Genomic DNA, 19,373 nt, shown 5'->3' with positions numbered 1-19,373 from the left:
CTAGTTTATGTCCACCACATCTATTTGTTATCCTACTTACATCATGAACGAAACCAGTTAAACTATTGTAAGCGATATCAGAAAAGAATGGAGGAATTAAATTGTTAAGAGAATTTGCCATAAACAAGGTGCATATAAAGGATACATTTTGGAATTATTATGTCAAAAATATTAAGAACAAGACAATTCCCTTTCAATATAAAGTGATGGATAACGATATGGATATTAATATTGAGCGGGAAAGGGAGGATGAGAGTTTACCAGCAGAGAAAAGCAATGCTCTCGAAAATTTTCGTATAGCAGCTGGATTAAAAGATGGAGAACATTACGGATGGTTCTTTCAAGATAGTGATGTGTACAAATGGCTAGAAGCAGTTTCTTACAGTTTGCAAATTTCTCCAGATAAGGAATTAGAGGAGCTTGCTGACAGTGTCATCGATTTAATTGGCAAGGCACAAGAAAAAGATGGCTATTTACAAACTTTTTTTCAAGTGAAATTTCCTAATAGAAAATATCGTGAGCTGCACTATAGTCATGAATTATATTGCGCTGGACACTTAATGGAAGCGGCTATAGGCTATACAGAAGCTACAGGGAAAAGAGAACTATTGCAGATTGCATTAAAAGTAGTAGACAATATCGCAAAGCATTTTGGTTATGAAGAAGGAAAAATACAGGGAGCTGATGGTCACCAAGAAATTGAACTGGCGTTAGCAAAGTTATATGAGTTTACTGGGAAGAAGAAATATTTAGATTTAGCAGTCTTCTTTATAGATGTGAGGGGAAAAGATCCATTATTCTATGACAAGCAAGTAGAGCAAAACAATAAAGACGGAATAACAAATGATTATCCAAAGATTGATTTAAAGTATTTACAAGCATATACTCAGCCCAAAAAACAGACAAAAGCAGTAGGGCATGCTGTTCGAATGTTGTATATGGCAACTGGGATGGCAAGAATTGCAAAACATTCAAACGATGAACAACTATTTATGGCTTGTAAAGAAATTTGGCGGGACGTTATCTCGAAAAAGATGTATATAACTGCAGGTGTTGGTTCCACTGTACATGGGGAGGCATTTACAGGTGAATATGATTTGCCGAATGACACCATGTATTGTGAGACATGTGCATCCATCGCTCTTATTTATTTTGCGTATGAGATGTTTAAAATAGAACCAAAGGCAGAATACATAGAGATTATGGAACGAGCATTATATAATGGTGTTCTCTCTGGAGCATCTATTGAGGGGAAACATTTTTTCTATGTGAATCCACTAGAAGTATATCCGTCTATAAGTAAGAATAATCCTGGACAAGGGCATGTGAAGTACCAGCGGCCAAATTGGCTTGGTTGTGCTTGCTGTCCTCCAAACTTTGCTCGAACAATCGGTTCGATACAGCGTTACTTTTATACATGGGATGAAGAAGGACAAATCATTTACAGCAATCTATTTGTTGCTAGTAAGCTAGACTTCCCCGGAGGCTCTTTAGAGCAAATGACAGAATTTCCGAAGCAAAATAGAGTGAAATATCACCTCAAAACGGATGGGCAATTCGCTACTTTAAAAATTCGTATTCCCCAGTGGTTAAAAAATCCGTTACTATATGTGGAAGGAATTCCAGTCGAAATGAATTTGATTGATGGTTATGTGGAATTAAAAAGGAAGTGGAATGGAGAAATAGTGGAACTTGTCTTTGAGACACCAGTATTGGCTGTCACAGCAAATCCTAACGTAGTTGCCGATGTTAATCGTATAGCTATACAAAGAGGTCCTTTTGTTTACTGTGCAGAATCGATAGATAATGAAGAGAAATTACAAACCTATCATGTCAATCCCAAAAATCTTGAGCGGGCAAAGGTATGCTATCAGCCAGGTATATTAAATGGAATTACCCAACTTATGGTAGAAGCAGATCATGAACTAGTCGATAAAAGTTGGCAGGAAACATTATACCAATTTAATTTCAAGGGGAATATAGAAAAAAAAGAACTTACACTCATTCCTTATTATTCCTGGGGAAATAGAGGAGAATGTGAGATGGTTGTATGGCTATATAAGTAGAGTGCTTAAAGCGTAAGGATAGAATAGACTTCCTTATGCTTTTTTTGCTTTTTTGAAGAAATAATGGACACATGGGAGACGGCTACCTTCGTTTTGGAAACATGATGACTATAACAATAGCAGTTGATTTTAGAGAATGGAGTAAGCTTTTGAATTCTGATAAAATCAAGTTAATTATATTTAGAAAGAGTGCAATCAAATGAATAGGGGGATAGGATTGAAAGAAGAAGAGAGAAAGTTTCATCGACCGTTTGGCGTGTTTGATGTTAATAAAACGATTTATCCATTCATTATGCTTCTCCACTTGTACTAAAGGCAATAGAGTGGATACAAACAGGTTCAATTGGAGTTGAAGTAACTTGGCATGAGAAATGGGAAGTGAAGAAATCCCTCCAAATAGAAGGAAGAAAGGAGAGCAAAGATGATTATTAGAAAAGCGAAGGATGAGGATGCCAAAAGGATTGCAAAGGTACATGTAGATAGTTGGCGCACTACTTATAAAGGAATAGTTCCAGATTTATTTTTAGAAAGGCTTAATTATGAGGAAAGAGAAGAGATATGGAAGAAAGCAATCCCGACTGGAAGTGTCTTTGTTGCTGAAAATGAAACTGGAGAAATTATAGGTTTCGCTAATGGCGGAAAAGAAAGAAGTGGACAATATCCAGGTTATGTTGGCGAGTTATACGCCATCTACCTTTTGGAAGCCTTTCAAGGACAAGGGATAGGAAGCTTGTTAGTAAAAAAAGTAATGGAATATTTAAAAGAACTCGGGCTTTTCCCGATGGTTATTTTGGCTATATCAGAGAATCCAGCTTGTAAGTTTTATGAAGCCATTGGCGGGAAAAAAATCGGAACAGAAGAAGCGGAAATTGGCGGCAAAAAATTAACAGAAGTTGTTTTTGGGTGGAAATAAGGAGACTTCTTTTTGCTCATCAGACAGTAAAAACTGTCGGCAGTCATTTATTCTGCCGACAGTCTACCCATATCACTTTTTAAGAAGTTAATTTTTCCACAATCATTCGTTTCCCAGTATTTAAGGTGAATTCAAAGCGATCTGTGCTTTTTTCATTATAAAAGAAATGATGATTAACACTACAAAGTCCTTCTTCATTATCAAAAATCATCATATTAACCCCATTCTTTCGCTTTTCCTCCTTTAAAAAAGTAAGATGATTATAACAGTATATACAATCATATATGGAGAACTTCATCGAATTTAAAGTAGTGATAAATTGATAAAAACTATCGTCGCTTAAGTCGTCTAATAATTCTTCTAAAGCAAACACAAGGTGTTTTCTTATGCGGATAGGGTCTTCATGCTCTAGAAAATGAATGGTACCAGAAACATTTACTTTGCCATCCTCCAGGAGAATACCTTTTCGCCAGCGATTGAAAGTACGAATCTCAATTTCTTGATGCAAATATTCATCCAGCATCGCTGCTTCTTCTGTTTCTTCATCAAAAAAAATCCATTGATTATTTATATATTCGACTGTACCTTTCGTAAAGGCACGTGTTTGAAATTCAATAAGTTTTGATCTATGCTGATTGTTCATTGTAAACCTCCCAAAGATTACACGCCCATAAATTCTTTTTAGACAGATAAACAAAATTTTATAACTAATCCTTCTTTTTCCTTCATTAAAACATTGAAAACGATTAATTTCTCTTTTTTGAATGGAACAAATGATAAACCTGTTATGGACAAATAACCATTTTTGATTTGGTGCATAGAATACCTCATACTGATTGATTGGTATCTAATCATAAGTTCCACGAAAGAAAGGATGATAATCATGTGTGGAATAACAGGTTGGGTTGATTACAAAAAAGATTTAAGAAACGAATCGGAAATTTTATCGGCTATGGCTGAAACATTGGCAAAAAGAGGCCCTGATGATACTAATGTTTGGACTGCATTACATGCAGGATTCGGTCATAAACGCTTAGTGGTAGTAGATCCGCTAAATGGTATTCAACCAATGACAAAAGAAAAACAAGGATTTCACTACACTATTTGCTACAATGGTGAGTTGTATAATACCGAAGACATAAGAAAAGAATTACTAATAAAAGGATATTCATTTCAAGGTCATTCTGATACAGAAGTTTTACTTACTTCCTATATTGAGTGGGGAGAAGATTGTCTGCAGTACTTAAACGGGATATTTGCCTTTGCTGTTTGGGATGAGAAACGAAACTCCTTATTTATTGGAAGAGATCGTTTAGGAGTGAAACCATTATTTTACATGGAAATTAGCACTGGTTTTATTTTTGGATCTGAATTGAAAGCATTGCTAGCCCATCCAAATGTGAAAGCAGAGCTGGATAGAGAAGGGTTAGCTGAGGTGTTTGCACTTGGACCCTCTCATACACCAGGAAGCGGTATTTTCAAAGGGATTAAAGAGCTTCGGCCAGGGCATGCATTAAAGTTTACCCAGGATGGACTGAAAGTATGGCGTTATTGGAATGTGAAGAGTGAAGAACATACGGATAGCTTTGAGGAAACGGTCGAAAAAGTGCGATTTCTTTTTAAAGATGCTGTGACAAGACAATTAGTATCAGATGTACCATTAAGCACGTTTCTTTCAGGTGGAGTCGATTCAAGTGCTATTACAGCAATTGCTTCCATGGAATATGAAAGAACAGGGAAAGGACAGCTTCATACGTATTCCATCGATTATGAAGGCAATGATAAGTTCTTTAAAGCAAATGAATTTCAACCAAATTCAGATGGTGTCTATATAAAAAAAATGACAGATACATTTGGAACCATTCACCATAACTGTATCATCACCCAAGAAACATTGGCTGAATTTTTACATGAGGCAGTAACAGTCAGAGATGTGCCTGGTATGGCGGATGTAGATTCTTCCCTTTTATGGTTTTGCCGAGAAATAAAGAAGGATTTTGTCGTTAGTTTATCTGGGGAATGTGCAGATGAAATTTTTGGAGGCTATCCATGGTTTAGAAGAGAGGCTGATTTGCAAAGAGGAGGCTTCCCATGGATGAGATCGATTCAAGAACGACAAAACTTATTGAAAGATTCATGGAGTAATAAATTGCAATTAGAAGATTATATGATGGATAAATATAATCAAACCATTGCAGAAACACCAAAGTTAGCGGGAGAAAGTAAAGAAGATGCTAAGCGTCGAGAATTGTTTTATCTCAACCAATTATGGTTTATGACTACTTTATTAGAGCGGAAAGATAGAATGAGTATGGGAGCAAGCCTAGAGGTACGTGTCCCATTTGCTGACCATCGCTTAGTTGAATATGTGTGGAATGTACCATGGGAAATGAAGAATTACATGGGAAGAGAGAAAGGGTTATTACGGAAAGCGTTAGAAGGAATCCTCCCAGATGAAGTGCTCTATCGCAAAAAAAGTCCATATCCTAAAACACATAATCCTATTTACACAAAAACAGTAACGAATATGCTGAAAAGCGCTTTAACGGATAAAAGTTCTGTTTTATATGAGTTCTTTGATAAGGAACGTCTCACTAAAATTATTGAAACAGAAGGTTCTGCATTTAAAGAACCATGGTTTGGCCAATTGATGACAGGTCCACAACTACTTGCCCATTTAGTACAAATCCATCATTGGTTTAAAGACTATCAGATTAATATTGTCGAATAAATAGTGAATAATTAAACAATCCCTAGCTGGCAGAAATGACTCGCTATCTAGGGATTTTTTTGTGATTTAACCTTCTTGATTAATAGAACAAATAATAAAAAGCAAGGGAAAGCAAATTGTTGAGGCATATATAAGAGATACGGAACCACCACTGCACCTTCTCGAAGATGGTCATTTTTTTCCATACTAATGAAAAATAGAAAACATCGAAATAAGACAAATAATCGGTACAACATAGAAGCGATAGGACTGTTTAAAAATATATTCTAATCCCTTTAAGCCGGAGTAGATAAAGATAGAGTCCTTGATAACTTTTCCTAATATGATAATAAAAACAGCTAGAGCATCAATTCTCTCAATAAACTCTCCAATTGAAAGTTCTTGCGGCTAGATAAAAAAATAAAGGGAATAGACAAGGGTAATAGGGATTGCCATAAATCTATTGAACCCAAACTCAATAATTTCAAACAAATTTTTAGAAGGTACTAGCTCATTTATATGTAGAAAAAAGAAGACACAATTAAGCCGGTTATGGTAGATAGAAGTATGGTAATCCATGCATCCTCTTTTGCTGTAATACCAAGCACCACCACAAGCGTTGTCCCTAAGTTAAAGCCTATAATAGTGGCAAATAACTGACTTAAAGATAGATTTTCTTTTAACATGAAAAAGGAATCTTCTAATTGGAAATTTGATAGATGCTTAAAGTAGTGTCTGCTGTTTTACTAGGAATATGCAGAAGAGGAAAAGATTTTTGCAATTTCTAAGGAATTGATTGGTGGGGTTTGGAATGAAAAAGACCGGAATAATATTCCAGCCTAAGATTTACACTATTAACTATTACACTTAAATATATTGAATAGCTCGCCTTTTAAAAATTATATTTGATTATGTTTTAGTCTTACTGTTTTCTTGCTCATCTAACCAATTGGTTTTTCTTGTGTAATGGTAGATTTAGGTTGCTTTTGTAGGAGGAAAAAGAACACCCCGAACAAAACGAGTAATCCACCTAAAAGTTGTGTGAGGATTAATTGCTCATTTAATAGTAAAACAGCTAAAAGCGTAGCTCCGACTGGCTCACCGAGAATACTCATGGAAATAGTAGTTGCATTAATATAATTAAGTAACCAATTATTAATGACATGTGCAAGTGTCGGAACAATTGCAAGCAAAACAAAGATGCCCCATTCTCTGCCAGAATAGCCAGTTAACGCTTCGCCAGCCAGTAGATTATAAACGGTTAACAAACAGGCAGCAAAAAAGAAAACAGTAAAGGTATAGATCCAGTGGGTCATTTTTTTGATAATATTTTGGCCGATTAATAAGTAGCCGACTACAGCAATTACACTTAAGAAGGAAAGAAGATCCCCTATAATAGCATTGCTGTCTAATCCAATATCTCCCCAGCCAATCATCATCGCCCCAATAATGGCAATCCCCATAGTCATAATAGCTGTAGAGGTAGTTCTTTCCCGAAAGAAAATAAACCCGCCAAGGAGAGAAACAATAGGCTGTAAAGCCAATATAATCGTAGAGCTGGCTACAGTAGTAAACTTAAGAGAACTAAACCATAGGGCAAAATGTAAGGCCAAAAAAGAGCCTGAGAAAAATAAGAATGCCCAATCTCCTTTTGTTAGTTTTTTGAAATCATTTCGATGGATGTAGACCATAGGAATCATAATAAGACAAGCAAGCCACATTCTGTACATACTTAAAATAGTGGCAGGTGCTTCCGACCATTTTACGAAAATCGCAGAAAACGAGATAGCGATAATCGATATAAGGAGTGGAATCCCAATGGATTTAGGTGTTGATTGCTGATTCACTTTGTTTCCCCCTGACAATTGTAACAATTCGATATAATAGTAAATATAGTACGTTCAAAGGCAGGAAACAATCATTATTTTTCATTTCTTGGAAAAAAAGAATCAGGTGATCATCTTAATCGATGTTCACCTGATAGATTACCTTATATGGATATATTTATAATTCATATTGAAACGAAGGATGCTACATTCATATGGTCCTAGTATTACGGCAAGATCATCTGATTCAGCAGCATACTCTTCTTCTGTTAATAAAAGAGAGATTTTTTTTCTGCGTAATGGAAAAGGTAGAAGAAATTGTGCTTCCTTGTCACTCTTATTGATAACGGTTAAAAGGATTTCATCTTCTTCTTTTGTATAATAGGCTAAACAGGAATCAGACTGGGATAAAAAATAAAAAGTGCCATTATTGATAAGAAGGGAACTTTGTTTGCGTACTTGAATCAATCGCTTAACAAATTCTTTTAGCTCCGTATCATGTACTTCTGTATTCCAAGGCATACATTTTCGACATCCAGGATCGCTGCCGCCACCTAAGCCGATTTCATCTCCATAATATATACAAGGGGTGCCAGGGTAGGTGAAAAGAAAAGTAAATAAAAGCTTCACACGTTCTTTCCGGTAACTGCATTCATGAAGGATTCGCGGTGTGTCATGACTGCCGATAATATTAAACAATACATTATTGACTGTATCTGGATAGGCCTGTAAGGTTGTAGTCATTTCTTCCATAAATTGTTGAGGAGAAATCATATCATATGCAAAAAATTGCAATGCTTTTGTTAGTAATGGATAATTCATCACCGAATCAAATTGGTCTCCTCTTAACCATGGTATGGAATCATGCCAAATTTCCCCGAGAATAAAAATGTCAGGCTTTAATGATTTTACAACAGATCGGAAGGAACGCCAAAATTCATGGTCAATCTCATTGGCAACATCTAAGCGCCAGCCATCAATATCACATTCTGTAATCCAATATTCCGCTACATAAAGTAGATATTCTTTTACTTCTGGATTGGCTGTATTAAATTTAGGCATAGCTTCATAGAAACCGAATGTTTCATAATGCAGCATATCATTCTCTTTTAAAGGAAATTTATGGATATGGAACCAATCTTTATAGCGTGAACGCTCTTCATTCTTTAGCACATCTTGAAAGGGCGGGAAATGATAGCCGCAATGATTAAAAACGGCATCAAGCATCACTCGAATTCCACGATTATGACATTCTTTCACAAGGTTCTTAAGCATCTCCCTATCGCCAAATTGCGGGTCTACTTCTAAATAGTTAATCGTATCGTATTTATGATTGCTTTCAGCGTGAAAAATAGGAGTAAGATAAATCCCTGTAATTCCAAGGTCTGTAAGATAGTCTAGGGCGTCCATAATGCCTTGAAGGTCTCCGCCGAAGAAATTATATAAGCCAGGTTCCTCTTGTCCCCATTGTGCAGTATCCACTGGATTTAAAGAGCTATCCCCATTGCGGAAACGCTCTGGAAAAATTTGATACCAAATCGTTTGTGATACCCAAGATGGTGGAGTAAAAACGTCTTTCAGGTGAAGATATGGCAAGCAAAAGTAAAAGCCAGCATCTTCTGGAATAAATGGAAAGAATCCTTTTTCTGTATAAGTTACTTGCTGTTCCGAATCTCGGAGAATAAAGCCATAGCGAACTCTTTTTTTATTTGTTATCGTGCAATGCCAATAATCAAATAGAGAATCAGAACCGCTTTTTTCCATCGATAACCGCTGGGATACCCATTGATAGTCGACTATTTCGTATTGATCTCCATAGATTAATTCTATTTCAGTGACATTTGTCTTTTTTGTCCGGATCCGGATATGGAGAGCGTCTTTATTTTGTAAATAACAGTAATTATCTCCACTGCGATGGTAAATAGAGGCTAAATCAATCACTTTTCTCACACTCCCTTTGTAATCTTGCTATCTCTTTTGCCACTAGTGTTGCCAGATTAGCTAGATTTTAAAAGAAGAGAAGAGAATTGTCTGCATAGAAAGAACCGCTCGCAAAATGCATGCGAGCGGTTCTGAGTGAATTTATATGAAAAGATTTAGCCGTTAACAATCGTACCGCCGTTGACATGGATAACCTGTCCAGTTACATAGGTAGAATCATTGCTGGCTAAATATACATACGCTGGGGCAAGTTCACAAGGTTGGCCAGCGCGTTTAAAAGGAGTATTTCCTCCAAATGAAGCAACTTGCTCACTATCAAAAGTAGATGGGATAAGTGGAGTCCAAATTGGTCCTGGTGCTACCCCATTGACTCGAATCCCTTGTTCCGCAAGAGAGCCTGATAAGGAGCGAGTGAAAGCCGTAATAGCTCCTTTTGTTGCGGAATAATCAATTAATGTCTCATTACCTTTATACGCAGTAATAGACGTTGTATTAATAATCGCATCTCCTTTTTGTAAGTGGGGCAGAGTGGCTTTTGTTAAGTGAAACATTGAGAAAATATTGGTGCGGAAAGTTTTTTCTAATTGTTCTGACGTGATATCTAGAATGCTTGATTGTGGATGTTGCTCTGCAGCATTATTTACGAGAATATTAACCTTGCCAAATTCTGAAACTGTCTTTTTTACAACCTCTTTACAGAAGCCTTCATCACCAATATCTCCAGCAAGCAGTAAGCACTTTACTCCTTCAGCTTCAACTAATTCTTTCGTCTTTTGGGCATCGTCATGCTCATCTAAGTATACGATAGTGATATCAGCACCTTCTTTTGCATAATAGATAGCAACAGAACGGCCGATTCCACTATCGCCTCCAGTGATGATAGCAGTTTTTCCTTTTAATTTTTCAGAGCCTTTATAAGAGGGATCGACATCTTTAGGTATAGGATTCATCTCTGTCTGAATGCCTGGCTGCTGATCTTGATGCTGTGGTGGAAATGTTTGTTGTAATTGTTCCTTATTACTATTAGTCAATTCAATCACTCCTTCTAATTCTGTACATGTTTACTTATTTTTCCCAAATTTTTTTAAATAAACATGGTAAAAATAGGGTTGAGTGATATGGAGTTGTGGAAAAGAAGGGGTAAGCATGATGAAAGTTTTTGATTAAAGTGGCGTTCCTTTGTTTAATGAACACCATAATTATCTTGTTTTGAAAGAAAAGTGGTGTTCATCCGCATGATGAACGTTAAAAATACATTTTTTGAAAGAAAAGTGGTGTTCATCCGCATGATGAACACCATAAATACCTTGTTTTGAAAGAAAAGTGGTGTTCATACACATGATGAACACCATAAATATCTTGTGCTGAAAGAAAAGTGGCGTTGACCAGCTTGGTGTTCGTTGTTATTTCTAATTAACGATAATTGACAAACTGTACATCAATCGTAATTTTTGATTCATCTTTCACAGCAGCAATAATTTTTTGTAAATCATCACGGCTTTTAGCAGTAACCCGAATTTGATCATCCTGTTGTTGAGTTTTCACTTTTAAGCCACTGTTTTTAATTAATGTATTAATAATTTTGGCATTATCTCTATCAATTCCCTGCACTAATTTCGCTCTTTGACGAACTGTACCGCCGGAAGCACCTTCGATTTTGCCATAATCTAAGTTTTTAATAGGAATACCACGTTTAAACATTTTGCTAATAAGGACATCTTTTAGCTGTTCTAATTTATATTCATCATCTGAAACAAGAACCAGTTCTTCTTTGTCCAGCGTCACATTACTTTTGCTCCCTTTAAAATCATAGCGATTTTGAATTTCTTTCATTGCAAGCTGGACAGCATTCGTAACCTCCGAAAAATCTACCTTGGATACAATGTCAAATGAACTTTCTTTTGCCATATTTACCTCCTGATTAATTGGAATTTAGCACGAATTAAAAGCATCTGTAGTAAATCCAATTTCTTTTATGCTTGTATTATAGTAAAATTAAGCAGTTGTAACAACTTTAGGCATGAAGTATTCGTTAATAAGGGAATAATTAGGATAGCAGAATATAGATAAAGTTGAAATAGACAAGAATTTAAGGAGGAAACAAAATGTCGTTAAGAGATTATATGGGACGCGTAGAAATATTAACAGTTGCTAGGATTGCATCTTTTGGGTATTTTTTGACAATTGAAGAGGAAGACGAGGATGTGCTTTTACACTTTAGTGAAACTGATCAGAAATTTGAAGAAGGTGATGAAGTCCGCGTTTTTATTTACAGTGATTCACAGGGAAGAGCTTGCTCAAGTACCTTTATTCCATCTATTGCGGTTGGTAAATACGACTGGGTGAAAGTAACAGACCGCAAAGAAGGAATTGGCTGTTTCTTTGATATTGGGTTGAAAAAGGACATGCTGTTAGGAGAAGATGATTTACCAGTACATGAAGAGGTATGGCCAGAAGTGGGCGATATGCTTTATATAACATTAAAGGTAAATAAGAATAACTATTTATATGTAAAACCAGCAACAGATCCTGTTATTGAAGAGATGGCAGCAAAAGCAACAAGAGAAGATTTTAATAAAAATATTCATGGGTACATTTATCGAACAGCAAAAGTAGGAAGCTGGATTTATACAGCAGAAGGCTATAAAGGATTTATCCATGAATCTGAGCGAGGCAAGGAACCAAGATTAGGGGAAAAAGTAAATGGGCGCATCATAGATGTTAAGCTTGATGGAACAGTAAATGTATCGTTATTGCCAAGAAAAGAAGAAGCGCTTGATAAAGATTCCCAACTAATTTTGGATTATTTAATAACTCGAAAAGGCGCAATGCCTTATGGAGACAAGAGTATGCCAGAGGATATAAAGGAACGCTTTAATTTAAGCAAAGGTTCGTTTAAACGAGCACTTGGGAGACTAATGAAAGAAAATAAAGTATACCAAGAAGAAGGCTGGACATATTTAAAGGAAGATAATCAAAAAAATTAAAATGTAGGTTAAATAGGGGATTTCAAAGTGGTTATAGCTTTGGGATGCCCTTTTTCTTTAGAAAAGATCTAGGAATTCAGGAGGTGCTCGTCTTAGAGCCTGTTTCGACAGTAGAAGAAGTCAAAAGGGAACAAAAAACTAATTTCCATCACTTTACAGAAGATAGAGATATACAAAAACTGAACTAGAGTCTCAATCAAAAAGAACTGCCTTAAAATCTGGCAGCTCTTTTTTCGTATTCATCTAGCAACCATCTTCTTACAGATGGTCTGTCTTTTTACTATATTGATGTTTGCCTTTTTTGCGGTTTTTTTCACGCATCATGTTCTTTTCATGACGCAATGCATTATTGTCTTTTGCTTTTTTATCATTATCAGAAGTATGTGGCATAAAAAAATACTCCTTTCAACGTCAGCTTTTGTTCAGTTAGAACATTGTTAGTATGAGTGAAAGAAGTAAATTTTATACTTTTTACCGTGCTTATTCAGGTAGCTTATTTAAGAAGAAAATAGCGATTGTTCCAGCACCAGTGTGCGAGCCTACAGATGCACCGATAGAGGAAATGAATACTTCTTTTGGCTGGAATTTTTCCATAATCATTTCTTTTACTTCCGCAGCTGTTGCTTCATCATCTGCGTGACTGATCGCGAACACTTGTTGATCCAGCTTATCTCCTCGTTCTGCTATTAGGTCAATCATTCTGCGCAGGAGTTTCTTTTTGCCGCGAATTTTTTCAAGAGGAACCAATTTCCCGTCTTCAACATGTAATAAAGGTTTTATATTTAGTAATCCACCAAGGAACGCAGAGGCCTTCGAAACACGTCCGCCTTTTGCTAAATATTCTAGATCTTCGACAGTAAATAAGTGCTCCATATGCTCGCATATGAATTGGAGTCGTGGTATAATTTCACTTACGTCTTTACCTTGATCGCGGAGTTTCACTGCTTCTTGAACAACTAAACCAGCACCTAATGATGCACATTTGCTATCAATAATGGTTAAAGCAAAGTCGGGATATTCCTCCTTTACTTGTTCTGAAATCATTACTGCTGTTTGGTATGTTCCAGATAATTGCGAAGAAAAAGCAATATAAATACCTTTTTCTTTATTTTGAGCCAATGTTGTAAAAACATCTTTAAATAAAGCTGGCGACACTTGTGATGTTTTTGGAACTTGTCCACTGCGTATGGCATTATAAACAGTGGCTGGTTCAATCGTTTTTAAATCCTCGTATTCTTTACCGTCTAAGTTAACCTTTAGCGGTAATAGTGTAACCTCGTTCTTCTCATAATAGGATAGAGGTAAATCACTCGCACTATCTGCTAGGATTTTAAAAGTCATATTCATTCCACTTCTTTCTTTTTTTTATAAAAACATATGGTTATTGGAGTACGGTTATGATAAATAACGATAATCTCTTTGAAAATGCCTTGTTTTTTGAAAACAAGGCATACTTATTTGTAGTTTATAAAACTTTTAGAGAAAAAACAATTGAATAGTTAAAGTAAAAATAGTAAAAATTACTATATATCGTATTGGAGGACACTTATGTATTGGTTATTAACAAAAAAATTAATCGTTGTTATCTTTGGGGCACTATTAAATGCGATTGCTATGAATTTTTTCTTGATACCTGCTGATGTATATGCCAGTGGTTTTGCGGGAGTGGCTCAGCTTATATCCAAAATAACGCCTATTTCTACAGGGGTTTTACTATTTATCCTTAATGTTCCAATCGCAATAGTTGGTTGGATTAAAGTCGGAAAATCATTTACCTTTTTTAGTTTTTTAAGTGTTGCTTTTATGTCTTTGTTTATGGAAATCATTCCGGAAACAAGCTATTCTCATGATATTTTGTTAAATGCAGTTTTTGGCGGTGTCATTGCGGCTGTGGGGGTTGGATTAACGTTAAAGTGGGGGGCCTCAACGGGTGGCATGGACATCATCGCCATGATTCTTTCACGTATGCAGGATAAGCCTGTCGGTACGTATTTCTTTATTCTAAATGGAGCTATTATTATCACAGCTGGTGCTATGTTCGGATGGGAAAAAGCGTTATATACGCTTGTGAATCTATATGCAGCAACCAAAGTGATTGATACGATACATACAGCCCATCAAAAATTAACGGTGATGATTATTACGAAGAAAACAGCTGAGCTAAAAGTAGCAATCCATGAAAAATTAGTAAGAGGAATTACGATTTTGCCAGCAAGAGGAGCATTTTCCAATGAGCCAAAGGAAATGCTAATGATTGTCGTGACTCGTTATGAGTTATTTGATATCGAACGGATCATTAAAGAAGTGGATCCACAAGCATTTACAAATGTTGTGCAAACAACAGCCGTACTCGGTTTCTTTAGAAAAGCTTAAAGGAGGAACTATATTGAAAAAAGCGACTGTCGTATTCTTATGCATGTTAATTAGCAGCTTCCTGCCGTTTCTAACCATAACAGCAGCAGCAAACTCAGGGAAAGAGCAAGTCAAGATAGAAGATGTAACTGTTAGTGGTACAAAAGGGAATTATCTTGTGAAAGGAAAAGCAATTACGACAGGGACTATTTTTTATTCTGTCGAAGATGGTCACAATGAATTCATCGCAAACCAGAAATTACAAGTTAGTAATAAGCAATTCTTGCTGAAAATTCATTTAGAGGAAAAAGATTTACCGACGAATGGAACAATCATTTTATTTTTTTCTGAAGAAGGAAAAGAGCCATATTCCGTAGTGTTAGAAACATTTTCGTAAGGGGAATAAAAACAAATGGTACTCCGGTTTATACTTTCCGTAATAAAAAGCAGCCCATAAAAGGCCCTTCTCCCAAGCATTTGTTTTTCTAGCGCTTATGGAGGCTTCCTTCTTGGACTGCATTTTTTATTAGTGTGTCTGAATTTGCTCTAGCTCTTTTTGTAATGCAGCTAATTGGTGTTGTTCGGCTGTTGTGGTATTTGCGTAAGCAGAGCTTATCGCATTCTTTGCTTTATCCACTAAGCCATCATTCCCATTCCCATATTTAGCTGCTTCAACTGCTTGTCTGGCTTCTTGAAAAAGTCTATTTCCCATTTATTCTAATCCTCCATGAGACTGTCTTTCATTTGACATTTTATAGCTCTCGGCTTCAGCATATGTCATATGATAAGGGATACGTTCGGAATGCTTGGATACAGAATCTACTCCTTGTTGTACGAAGCGTTTCGATTTATTTCGTTTTCCCATTGAATGATCCCTCCGAGTGTTAGAGTATAATTGGAAAGACAAAAGAAGCATTGATTTTCCCGGAAACAGTAGTGACCGTTTCGCTTATAGTATGGACGTAATTTTAGTCTTTAAAGACGGTAATGATAACCAGCTTTAGAGAACACGAAGATTTAAAACTTCGTTTAAATATACAGCAATTCCGTCTTCTTCATTGGATAAAGTAACATCCTTAGCAAGGGTCTTTAGTTCCTCAATCGCATTTCCCATAGCGACACCTTTTCCAGCATACTCAATCATTTCAAAATCATTGTCTTCATCGCCGAATGCGATAATATTTCTTTGTGGGATTTGATAGTAATCAGAAACTTTTTGTAAGCCAATCGCTTTATTTATTCCTAACTTAACAATTTCGATCACATGAAAAGGATCTGCCCAACGGCGATGTTCAATTAGATCGGCATGAACCTCAGATAAATGCTTGCGAATGGCTGCAACATGTTCTTCCTCCGCATGAATAAGAATAGAAGTAGGTGCTGCTTCTAAAAATTCCAATAAATTTCCGACAGTTACTTTGGGATTTCCTAATGAAAAAATGTCAATCAATTTCTCATCATGATAATGATAATAAACCTCATCCATTACTTCCGCAATAATATTGTGAAAAGAATAATCATTGCATGCAGCGACAATATCCCTTGCTGTTTGTATATCAAGGGGAGAATGATAAAAGCCCCATTTGGTATCCTTAGGATGATGAATAAAAGCTCCATTAAAGTTAACGATAGGAGTATGTAAATTTAATTCATGATAGATCGCTTCACTTGCGCGGAAGGGTCTCCCTGTTGCAATCATTACTTCATGACCATCCTCCATTGCTTTTTGGATAACTTTTTTGGTAAGAGGAGAAATGGTTTTATCGTCTTTTAATAACGTTCCGTCAAGGTCTAAGGCAATTAGATGTTTTTCTGTCATAGTGTCTCCTTTAGTGTCAATATAGTAATTTTATTCTAGCTTTAAGGGGCGTAATTTTCGAAAAAAAAGCCACTTCATGTTACACTTACTTATACATATAAAATATTATTACACTTTATTCGTTAATTCTACTTTCACTTATGTTAAGTTATGTAAAATCAATGATAGAGATAAATTTCCTTTCTATTCTTTACGCTTATGGCTTGATTAGAGGGAAATAACTGTCCTTAAAGTCCGATTGGTTTCACAAATCATCAAAGAGGAAGTTTTACTTTATTTTACATGAATCATTTATTTTTTCCAAAAAGGAGGGGCGAGCGATGATTTTGGTTGAAAAATTACATATAGAGGAAATACCTGTACTGCATATTGTAAAAAAAGACCACTATGATCAAAAACGACCATATATTCAATTTACCCATGGCTTCACTAGTGCAAAGGAACACAATCTTCATTTTGCTTATCATTTAGCAGAGAAGGGATTTCGTGTTGTATTGCCTGATTGTTTGTATCATGGAGAGCGAGACCAAGGATTATCAGCGATGGAATTAAACATGCATTTTTGGAATATCGTGATGAAGACGATTGAGGAAATAGAAGTGATAAAAGATTATTTCAGCGACAAAGAGCTAATCGATGATCAATATATTGGGATCGTAGGAACAAGTATGGGGGGAATCGTTACATTAGGTGCATTAAGAAAGTATCCTTGGATTAATACGGCAGTAAGCTTAATGGGAATGCCATATTATGAGAAATTTGCCCATTATACCATTTCAGAAGTGAAGAAAAGGGGCTATGAGCTGCCGCTAAGTGATCATGAAATAGAAGATTTAATTAAACAGTTAGAGGAATTGGACCTTAGTAAGGCACCAGAAAAATTACAAAAACGTCCTCTTATGTTCTGGCATGGCAAAAAAGATGAAGTTGTACCTTATGCTTATTCCCACCAATTTTATGAGCATATAAAACCTTTATATAAAGATGCGCCAGATCGCCTAACATATCTTTCTGAAGATAATACTGGCCATAAAGTAAGCAGAAGAGCCATGCTGAAAACGGTGGAATGGTTTGAGAAACATTTAGCAGAAGGATTAATTAAAGCGTGATTCAAATCCTTTTTTCAAATCATAATTATTTGTTATAGTGTAACTATAAAGATAAAGCTTCCTTTTTTAGAAGATATTTAAATACGTTTTACCATAAATAAAAATAAGGGGTGCCTTTGAATGAATGAAGAATTAAAAGACAGTATAATGGGTGCACTAGAGCTTGTTATCGATCCAGAGCTTGGAATTGATATTGTAAACTTAGGATTAGTTTATGACTTAGAGCTGAATGAAGATGGATTATTGGTTGTAACCATGACGCTAACAGCAATGGGATGTCCACTTGCAGGCGTTATTGTGGATCAAGTAAAAGCAGCTTTAACAGATATTCCAGAAGTTAAAGACACAGAAGTAAATATCGTTTGGTCGCCAGCTTGGACAAAAGATAGAATGTCCAGATATGCAAAAATTGCCTTAGGTGTACGATAAACAGGGAGTGAAGAAGAAGGGAAACCTTCTTTTTTTCTTTGTTTTTAATATACTGTATATTATGAAAAATGGTATGATAAAAATATAAAAGTGGAATTTTGGTGAATGTATAGGAAAAGGAAGTGAGAATGATATGAAGGATCTTTTAAATCGTCCATTAAGAGATTTGCGCATTAGTGTGATTGACCGCTGCAATTTAAGGTGTCAATACTGCATGCCGAAAGAAATATTTGGTCCAGATTATCCCTTTCTTCCTCCAAGTGAATTATTAACTTATGATGAGATAGAAAGAATTGCCAAGATATTTGTAGAATTGGGAGTCGAGAAGATTCGCTTAACTGGTGGAGAACCATTGTTACGCAAGGATTTGCCAGTGCTAGTTGACAGGCTTATTCGACTGGAAGGTCTAGAGGATATTGCATTGACAACAAATGGAATCTTTCTTCCTAAATATGCCCATGATTTAAAGGAGGCTGGTCTTAAGCGCGTAAATATTAGTTTAGATAGTATAAATGATGAATTGTTTGGTCAGATGAATGGGCGCAATGTAGGAGCTGCTCCCGTAAAAAAAGGGATAGAGGCAGCCCAGAATGCTGGCTTAGGTATAAAAATCAATATGGTAATCAAAAAAGGAATGAACGATTCTGAAATAATTCCAATGGCAACCTACTGTAAAGAAAATGAGCTAGAACTTCGGTTTATTGAATATATGGATGTTGGCAGTACTAACGGATGGAAAATGAAAGATGTTATTACCAAAAAAGAAATATATGCGAAATTACAAGAGTCTTTTGAATTGGAGCCTGTAGAGGCTGATTATTTTGGGGAAGTAGCTAAAAAGTATAAATATAAGGATGCAAATGTGCTGGTCGGCTTCATTACCTCCGTTTCCGAATCGTTTTGCTCTAGCTGTACAAGAGCGCGGCTCTCTGCAAATGGCCAACTGTATACCTGTCTTTTTAATGGGAATGGCCATAATATTCGTGATTTTCTTAGAGAAGGAGCAGATGATTCAGCTTTAGAAGGCTTTATAAAAAACATTTGGGAACAAAGAAGGGATCGTTATTCCGATGAAAGAACGGAAGAAACAGTAAAACAGCGAAAAAAAGTCGAAATGTCTTATATAGGCGGATAGAATGCCGCAGATTAAATGACAAAATGAACAGAAGAGATTTGGAGGAATGGTGGAAGGATATACATCATTCTTTTTGGTTCATGGAA

Annotated in this window: 22 protein-coding genes; 9 read left to right on the top strand and 13 right to left on the bottom strand. The window is 36.0% G+C overall.

What is annotated here, in order from left to right:
• The first annotated feature begins 101 nt into the window (after nucleotides 1-101).
• Both BCI01S_RS06775 and BCI01S_RS06770 read left to right on the top strand, forming a co-directional pair.
• Nucleotides 102-2,066, top strand: a complete 1,965-nt coding sequence (locus BCI01S_RS06775) for a glycoside hydrolase family 127 protein (protein ID WP_047943114.1) — start codon at nucleotides 102-104, stop codon at nucleotides 2,064-2,066.
• Between the two features lie 421 nt (nucleotides 2,067-2,487).
• Entirely contained in the window at nucleotides 2,488-2,979 is a 492-nt protein-coding gene (locus BCI01S_RS06770; protein ID WP_047943115.1) for a GNAT family N-acetyltransferase, read from the top strand.
• 79 nt (nucleotides 2,980-3,058) lie between these two features.
• Here BCI01S_RS06770 and BCI01S_RS06765 read toward each other — a convergent pair whose 3' ends face one another.
• The gene (locus BCI01S_RS06765; RefSeq protein WP_047943116.1) at nucleotides 3,059-3,622 is read right to left on the bottom strand and encodes a DUF2777 domain-containing protein; all 564 of its coding nucleotides are present in this window, start codon (nucleotides 3,620-3,622) and stop codon (nucleotides 3,059-3,061) included.
• Nucleotides 3,623-3,660: 38 nt separating this feature from the next.
• Nucleotides 3,661-3,798, bottom strand: coding sequence for a hypothetical protein (locus BCI01S_RS25180; RefSeq protein WP_156485392.1), 138 nt, complete (start codon nucleotides 3,796-3,798; stop codon nucleotides 3,661-3,663).
• Between the two features lie 64 nt (nucleotides 3,799-3,862).
• Between BCI01S_RS25180 and asnB the strand changes: the two genes are divergently transcribed.
• Entirely contained in the window at nucleotides 3,863-5,710 is a 1,848-nt protein-coding gene (gene asnB, locus BCI01S_RS06760; RefSeq protein WP_047943117.1) for an asparagine synthase (glutamine-hydrolyzing), read from the top strand.
• A gap of 186 nt (nucleotides 5,711-5,896) precedes the next feature.
• Here asnB and BCI01S_RS25740 read toward each other — a convergent pair whose 3' ends face one another.
• From BCI01S_RS25740 to BCI01S_RS06740, 6 genes are all read right to left on the bottom strand, one after another.
• Nucleotides 5,897-6,034, bottom strand: a complete 138-nt coding sequence (locus BCI01S_RS25740; protein WP_235844464.1) for a hypothetical protein — start codon at nucleotides 6,032-6,034, stop codon at nucleotides 5,897-5,899.
• Between the two features lie 170 nt (nucleotides 6,035-6,204).
• Nucleotides 6,205-6,375, bottom strand: a complete 171-nt coding sequence (locus BCI01S_RS25735; RefSeq protein WP_172885224.1) for a GerAB/ArcD/ProY family transporter — start codon at nucleotides 6,373-6,375, stop codon at nucleotides 6,205-6,207.
• Between the two features lie 255 nt (nucleotides 6,376-6,630).
• A complete protein-coding gene (locus tag BCI01S_RS06755; protein WP_047943118.1) occupies nucleotides 6,631-7,536 on the bottom strand; it encodes a DMT family transporter in 906 nt (301 codons plus the stop codon).
• A 138-nt stretch (nucleotides 7,537-7,674) separates the two neighbouring features.
• Nucleotides 7,675-9,453: an alpha-glycosidase gene (locus BCI01S_RS06750; protein WP_061797876.1), complete on the bottom strand. Its 1,779-nt coding sequence runs from the start codon at nucleotides 9,451-9,453 to the stop codon at nucleotides 7,675-7,677.
• A 158-nt stretch (nucleotides 9,454-9,611) separates the two neighbouring features.
• Nucleotides 9,612-10,487 carry an SDR family oxidoreductase gene (locus BCI01S_RS06745; protein WP_047943119.1) on the bottom strand — a complete coding sequence of 292 codons (876 nt, stop codon included), beginning with the start codon at nucleotides 10,485-10,487 and terminating at the stop codon, nucleotides 9,612-9,614.
• Nucleotides 10,488-10,869: 382 nt separating this feature from the next.
• Nucleotides 10,870-11,364 (bottom strand): YajQ family cyclic di-GMP-binding protein, encoded by a 495-nt coding sequence (locus tag BCI01S_RS06740; RefSeq protein WP_047943120.1) that lies wholly within the window; start codon nucleotides 11,362-11,364, stop codon nucleotides 10,870-10,872.
• A 197-nt stretch (nucleotides 11,365-11,561) separates the two neighbouring features.
• Between BCI01S_RS06740 and BCI01S_RS06735 the strand changes: the two genes are divergently transcribed.
• On the top strand, nucleotides 11,562-12,443 hold the full coding sequence (locus BCI01S_RS06735; protein WP_047942505.1) for a CvfB family protein: 882 nt from the start codon (nucleotides 11,562-11,564) through the stop codon (nucleotides 12,441-12,443).
• 258 nt (nucleotides 12,444-12,701) lie between these two features.
• Here the strand turns inward: BCI01S_RS06735 and BCI01S_RS24660 are convergent, their stop codons facing one another.
• Together BCI01S_RS24660 and BCI01S_RS06730 are read right to left on the bottom strand one after the other, a co-directional pair.
• Nucleotides 12,702-12,833 (bottom strand): DUF3941 domain-containing protein, encoded by a 132-nt coding sequence (locus BCI01S_RS24660; RefSeq protein ID WP_082138337.1) that lies wholly within the window; start codon nucleotides 12,831-12,833, stop codon nucleotides 12,702-12,704.
• Nucleotides 12,834-12,923: 90 nt separating this feature from the next.
• Complete coding sequence (locus BCI01S_RS06730) at nucleotides 12,924-13,784, bottom strand: DegV family protein (RefSeq protein WP_047942504.1); 861 nt, start codon at nucleotides 13,782-13,784, stop codon at nucleotides 12,924-12,926.
• 207 nt (nucleotides 13,785-13,991) lie between these two features.
• Between BCI01S_RS06730 and BCI01S_RS06725 the strand changes: the two genes are divergently transcribed.
• Nucleotides 13,992-14,816: a YitT family protein gene (locus tag BCI01S_RS06725; RefSeq protein ID WP_047942503.1), complete on the top strand. Its 825-nt coding sequence runs from the start codon at nucleotides 13,992-13,994 to the stop codon at nucleotides 14,814-14,816.
• A gap of 13 nt (nucleotides 14,817-14,829) precedes the next feature.
• Nucleotides 14,830-15,192 (top strand): hypothetical protein, encoded by a 363-nt coding sequence (locus tag BCI01S_RS06720; protein ID WP_053215682.1) that lies wholly within the window; start codon nucleotides 14,830-14,832, stop codon nucleotides 15,190-15,192.
• Between the two features lie 129 nt (nucleotides 15,193-15,321).
• Here BCI01S_RS06720 and BCI01S_RS06715 read toward each other — a convergent pair whose 3' ends face one another.
• The 3 genes from BCI01S_RS06715 to BCI01S_RS06710 form a co-directional block, all read right to left on the bottom strand.
• Nucleotides 15,322-15,507: a DUF3813 domain-containing protein gene (locus BCI01S_RS06715; protein WP_047942502.1), complete on the bottom strand. Its 186-nt coding sequence runs from the start codon at nucleotides 15,505-15,507 to the stop codon at nucleotides 15,322-15,324.
• Nucleotides 15,508-15,660, bottom strand: coding sequence for a hypothetical protein (locus BCI01S_RS25615; RefSeq protein ID WP_162837581.1), 153 nt, complete (start codon nucleotides 15,658-15,660; stop codon nucleotides 15,508-15,510).
• A gap of 135 nt (nucleotides 15,661-15,795) precedes the next feature.
• On the bottom strand, nucleotides 15,796-16,614 hold the full coding sequence (locus tag BCI01S_RS06710) for a Cof-type HAD-IIB family hydrolase (RefSeq protein ID WP_047942500.1): 819 nt from the start codon (nucleotides 16,612-16,614) through the stop codon (nucleotides 15,796-15,798).
• Between the two features lie 320 nt (nucleotides 16,615-16,934).
• Between BCI01S_RS06710 and BCI01S_RS06705 the strand changes: the two genes are divergently transcribed.
• From BCI01S_RS06705 to moaA, 3 genes are all read left to right on the top strand, one after another.
• Entirely contained in the window at nucleotides 16,935-17,723 is a 789-nt protein-coding gene (locus tag BCI01S_RS06705) for an alpha/beta fold hydrolase (protein WP_047942499.1), read from the top strand.
• Nucleotides 17,724-17,843: 120 nt separating this feature from the next.
• The gene (locus BCI01S_RS06700; protein WP_047942498.1) at nucleotides 17,844-18,152 is read left to right on the top strand and encodes a metal-sulfur cluster assembly factor; all 309 of its coding nucleotides are present in this window, start codon (nucleotides 17,844-17,846) and stop codon (nucleotides 18,150-18,152) included.
• A gap of 133 nt (nucleotides 18,153-18,285) precedes the next feature.
• Nucleotides 18,286-19,287, top strand: coding sequence for a GTP 3',8-cyclase MoaA (gene moaA, locus BCI01S_RS06695; RefSeq protein WP_061797479.1), 1,002 nt, complete (start codon nucleotides 18,286-18,288; stop codon nucleotides 19,285-19,287).
• Nucleotides 19,288-19,373 lie beyond the last annotated feature (86 nt).

It is taken from the genome of Niallia circulans NBRC 13626, assembly GCF_001591585.1.
GTDB lineage: Bacteria > Bacillota > Bacilli > Bacillales > Cytobacillaceae > Niallia > Niallia circulans.
The sequence above is the reverse complement of the archived record's forward strand: the minus strand, read 5'-3'. Positions and strand labels throughout refer to the sequence as shown.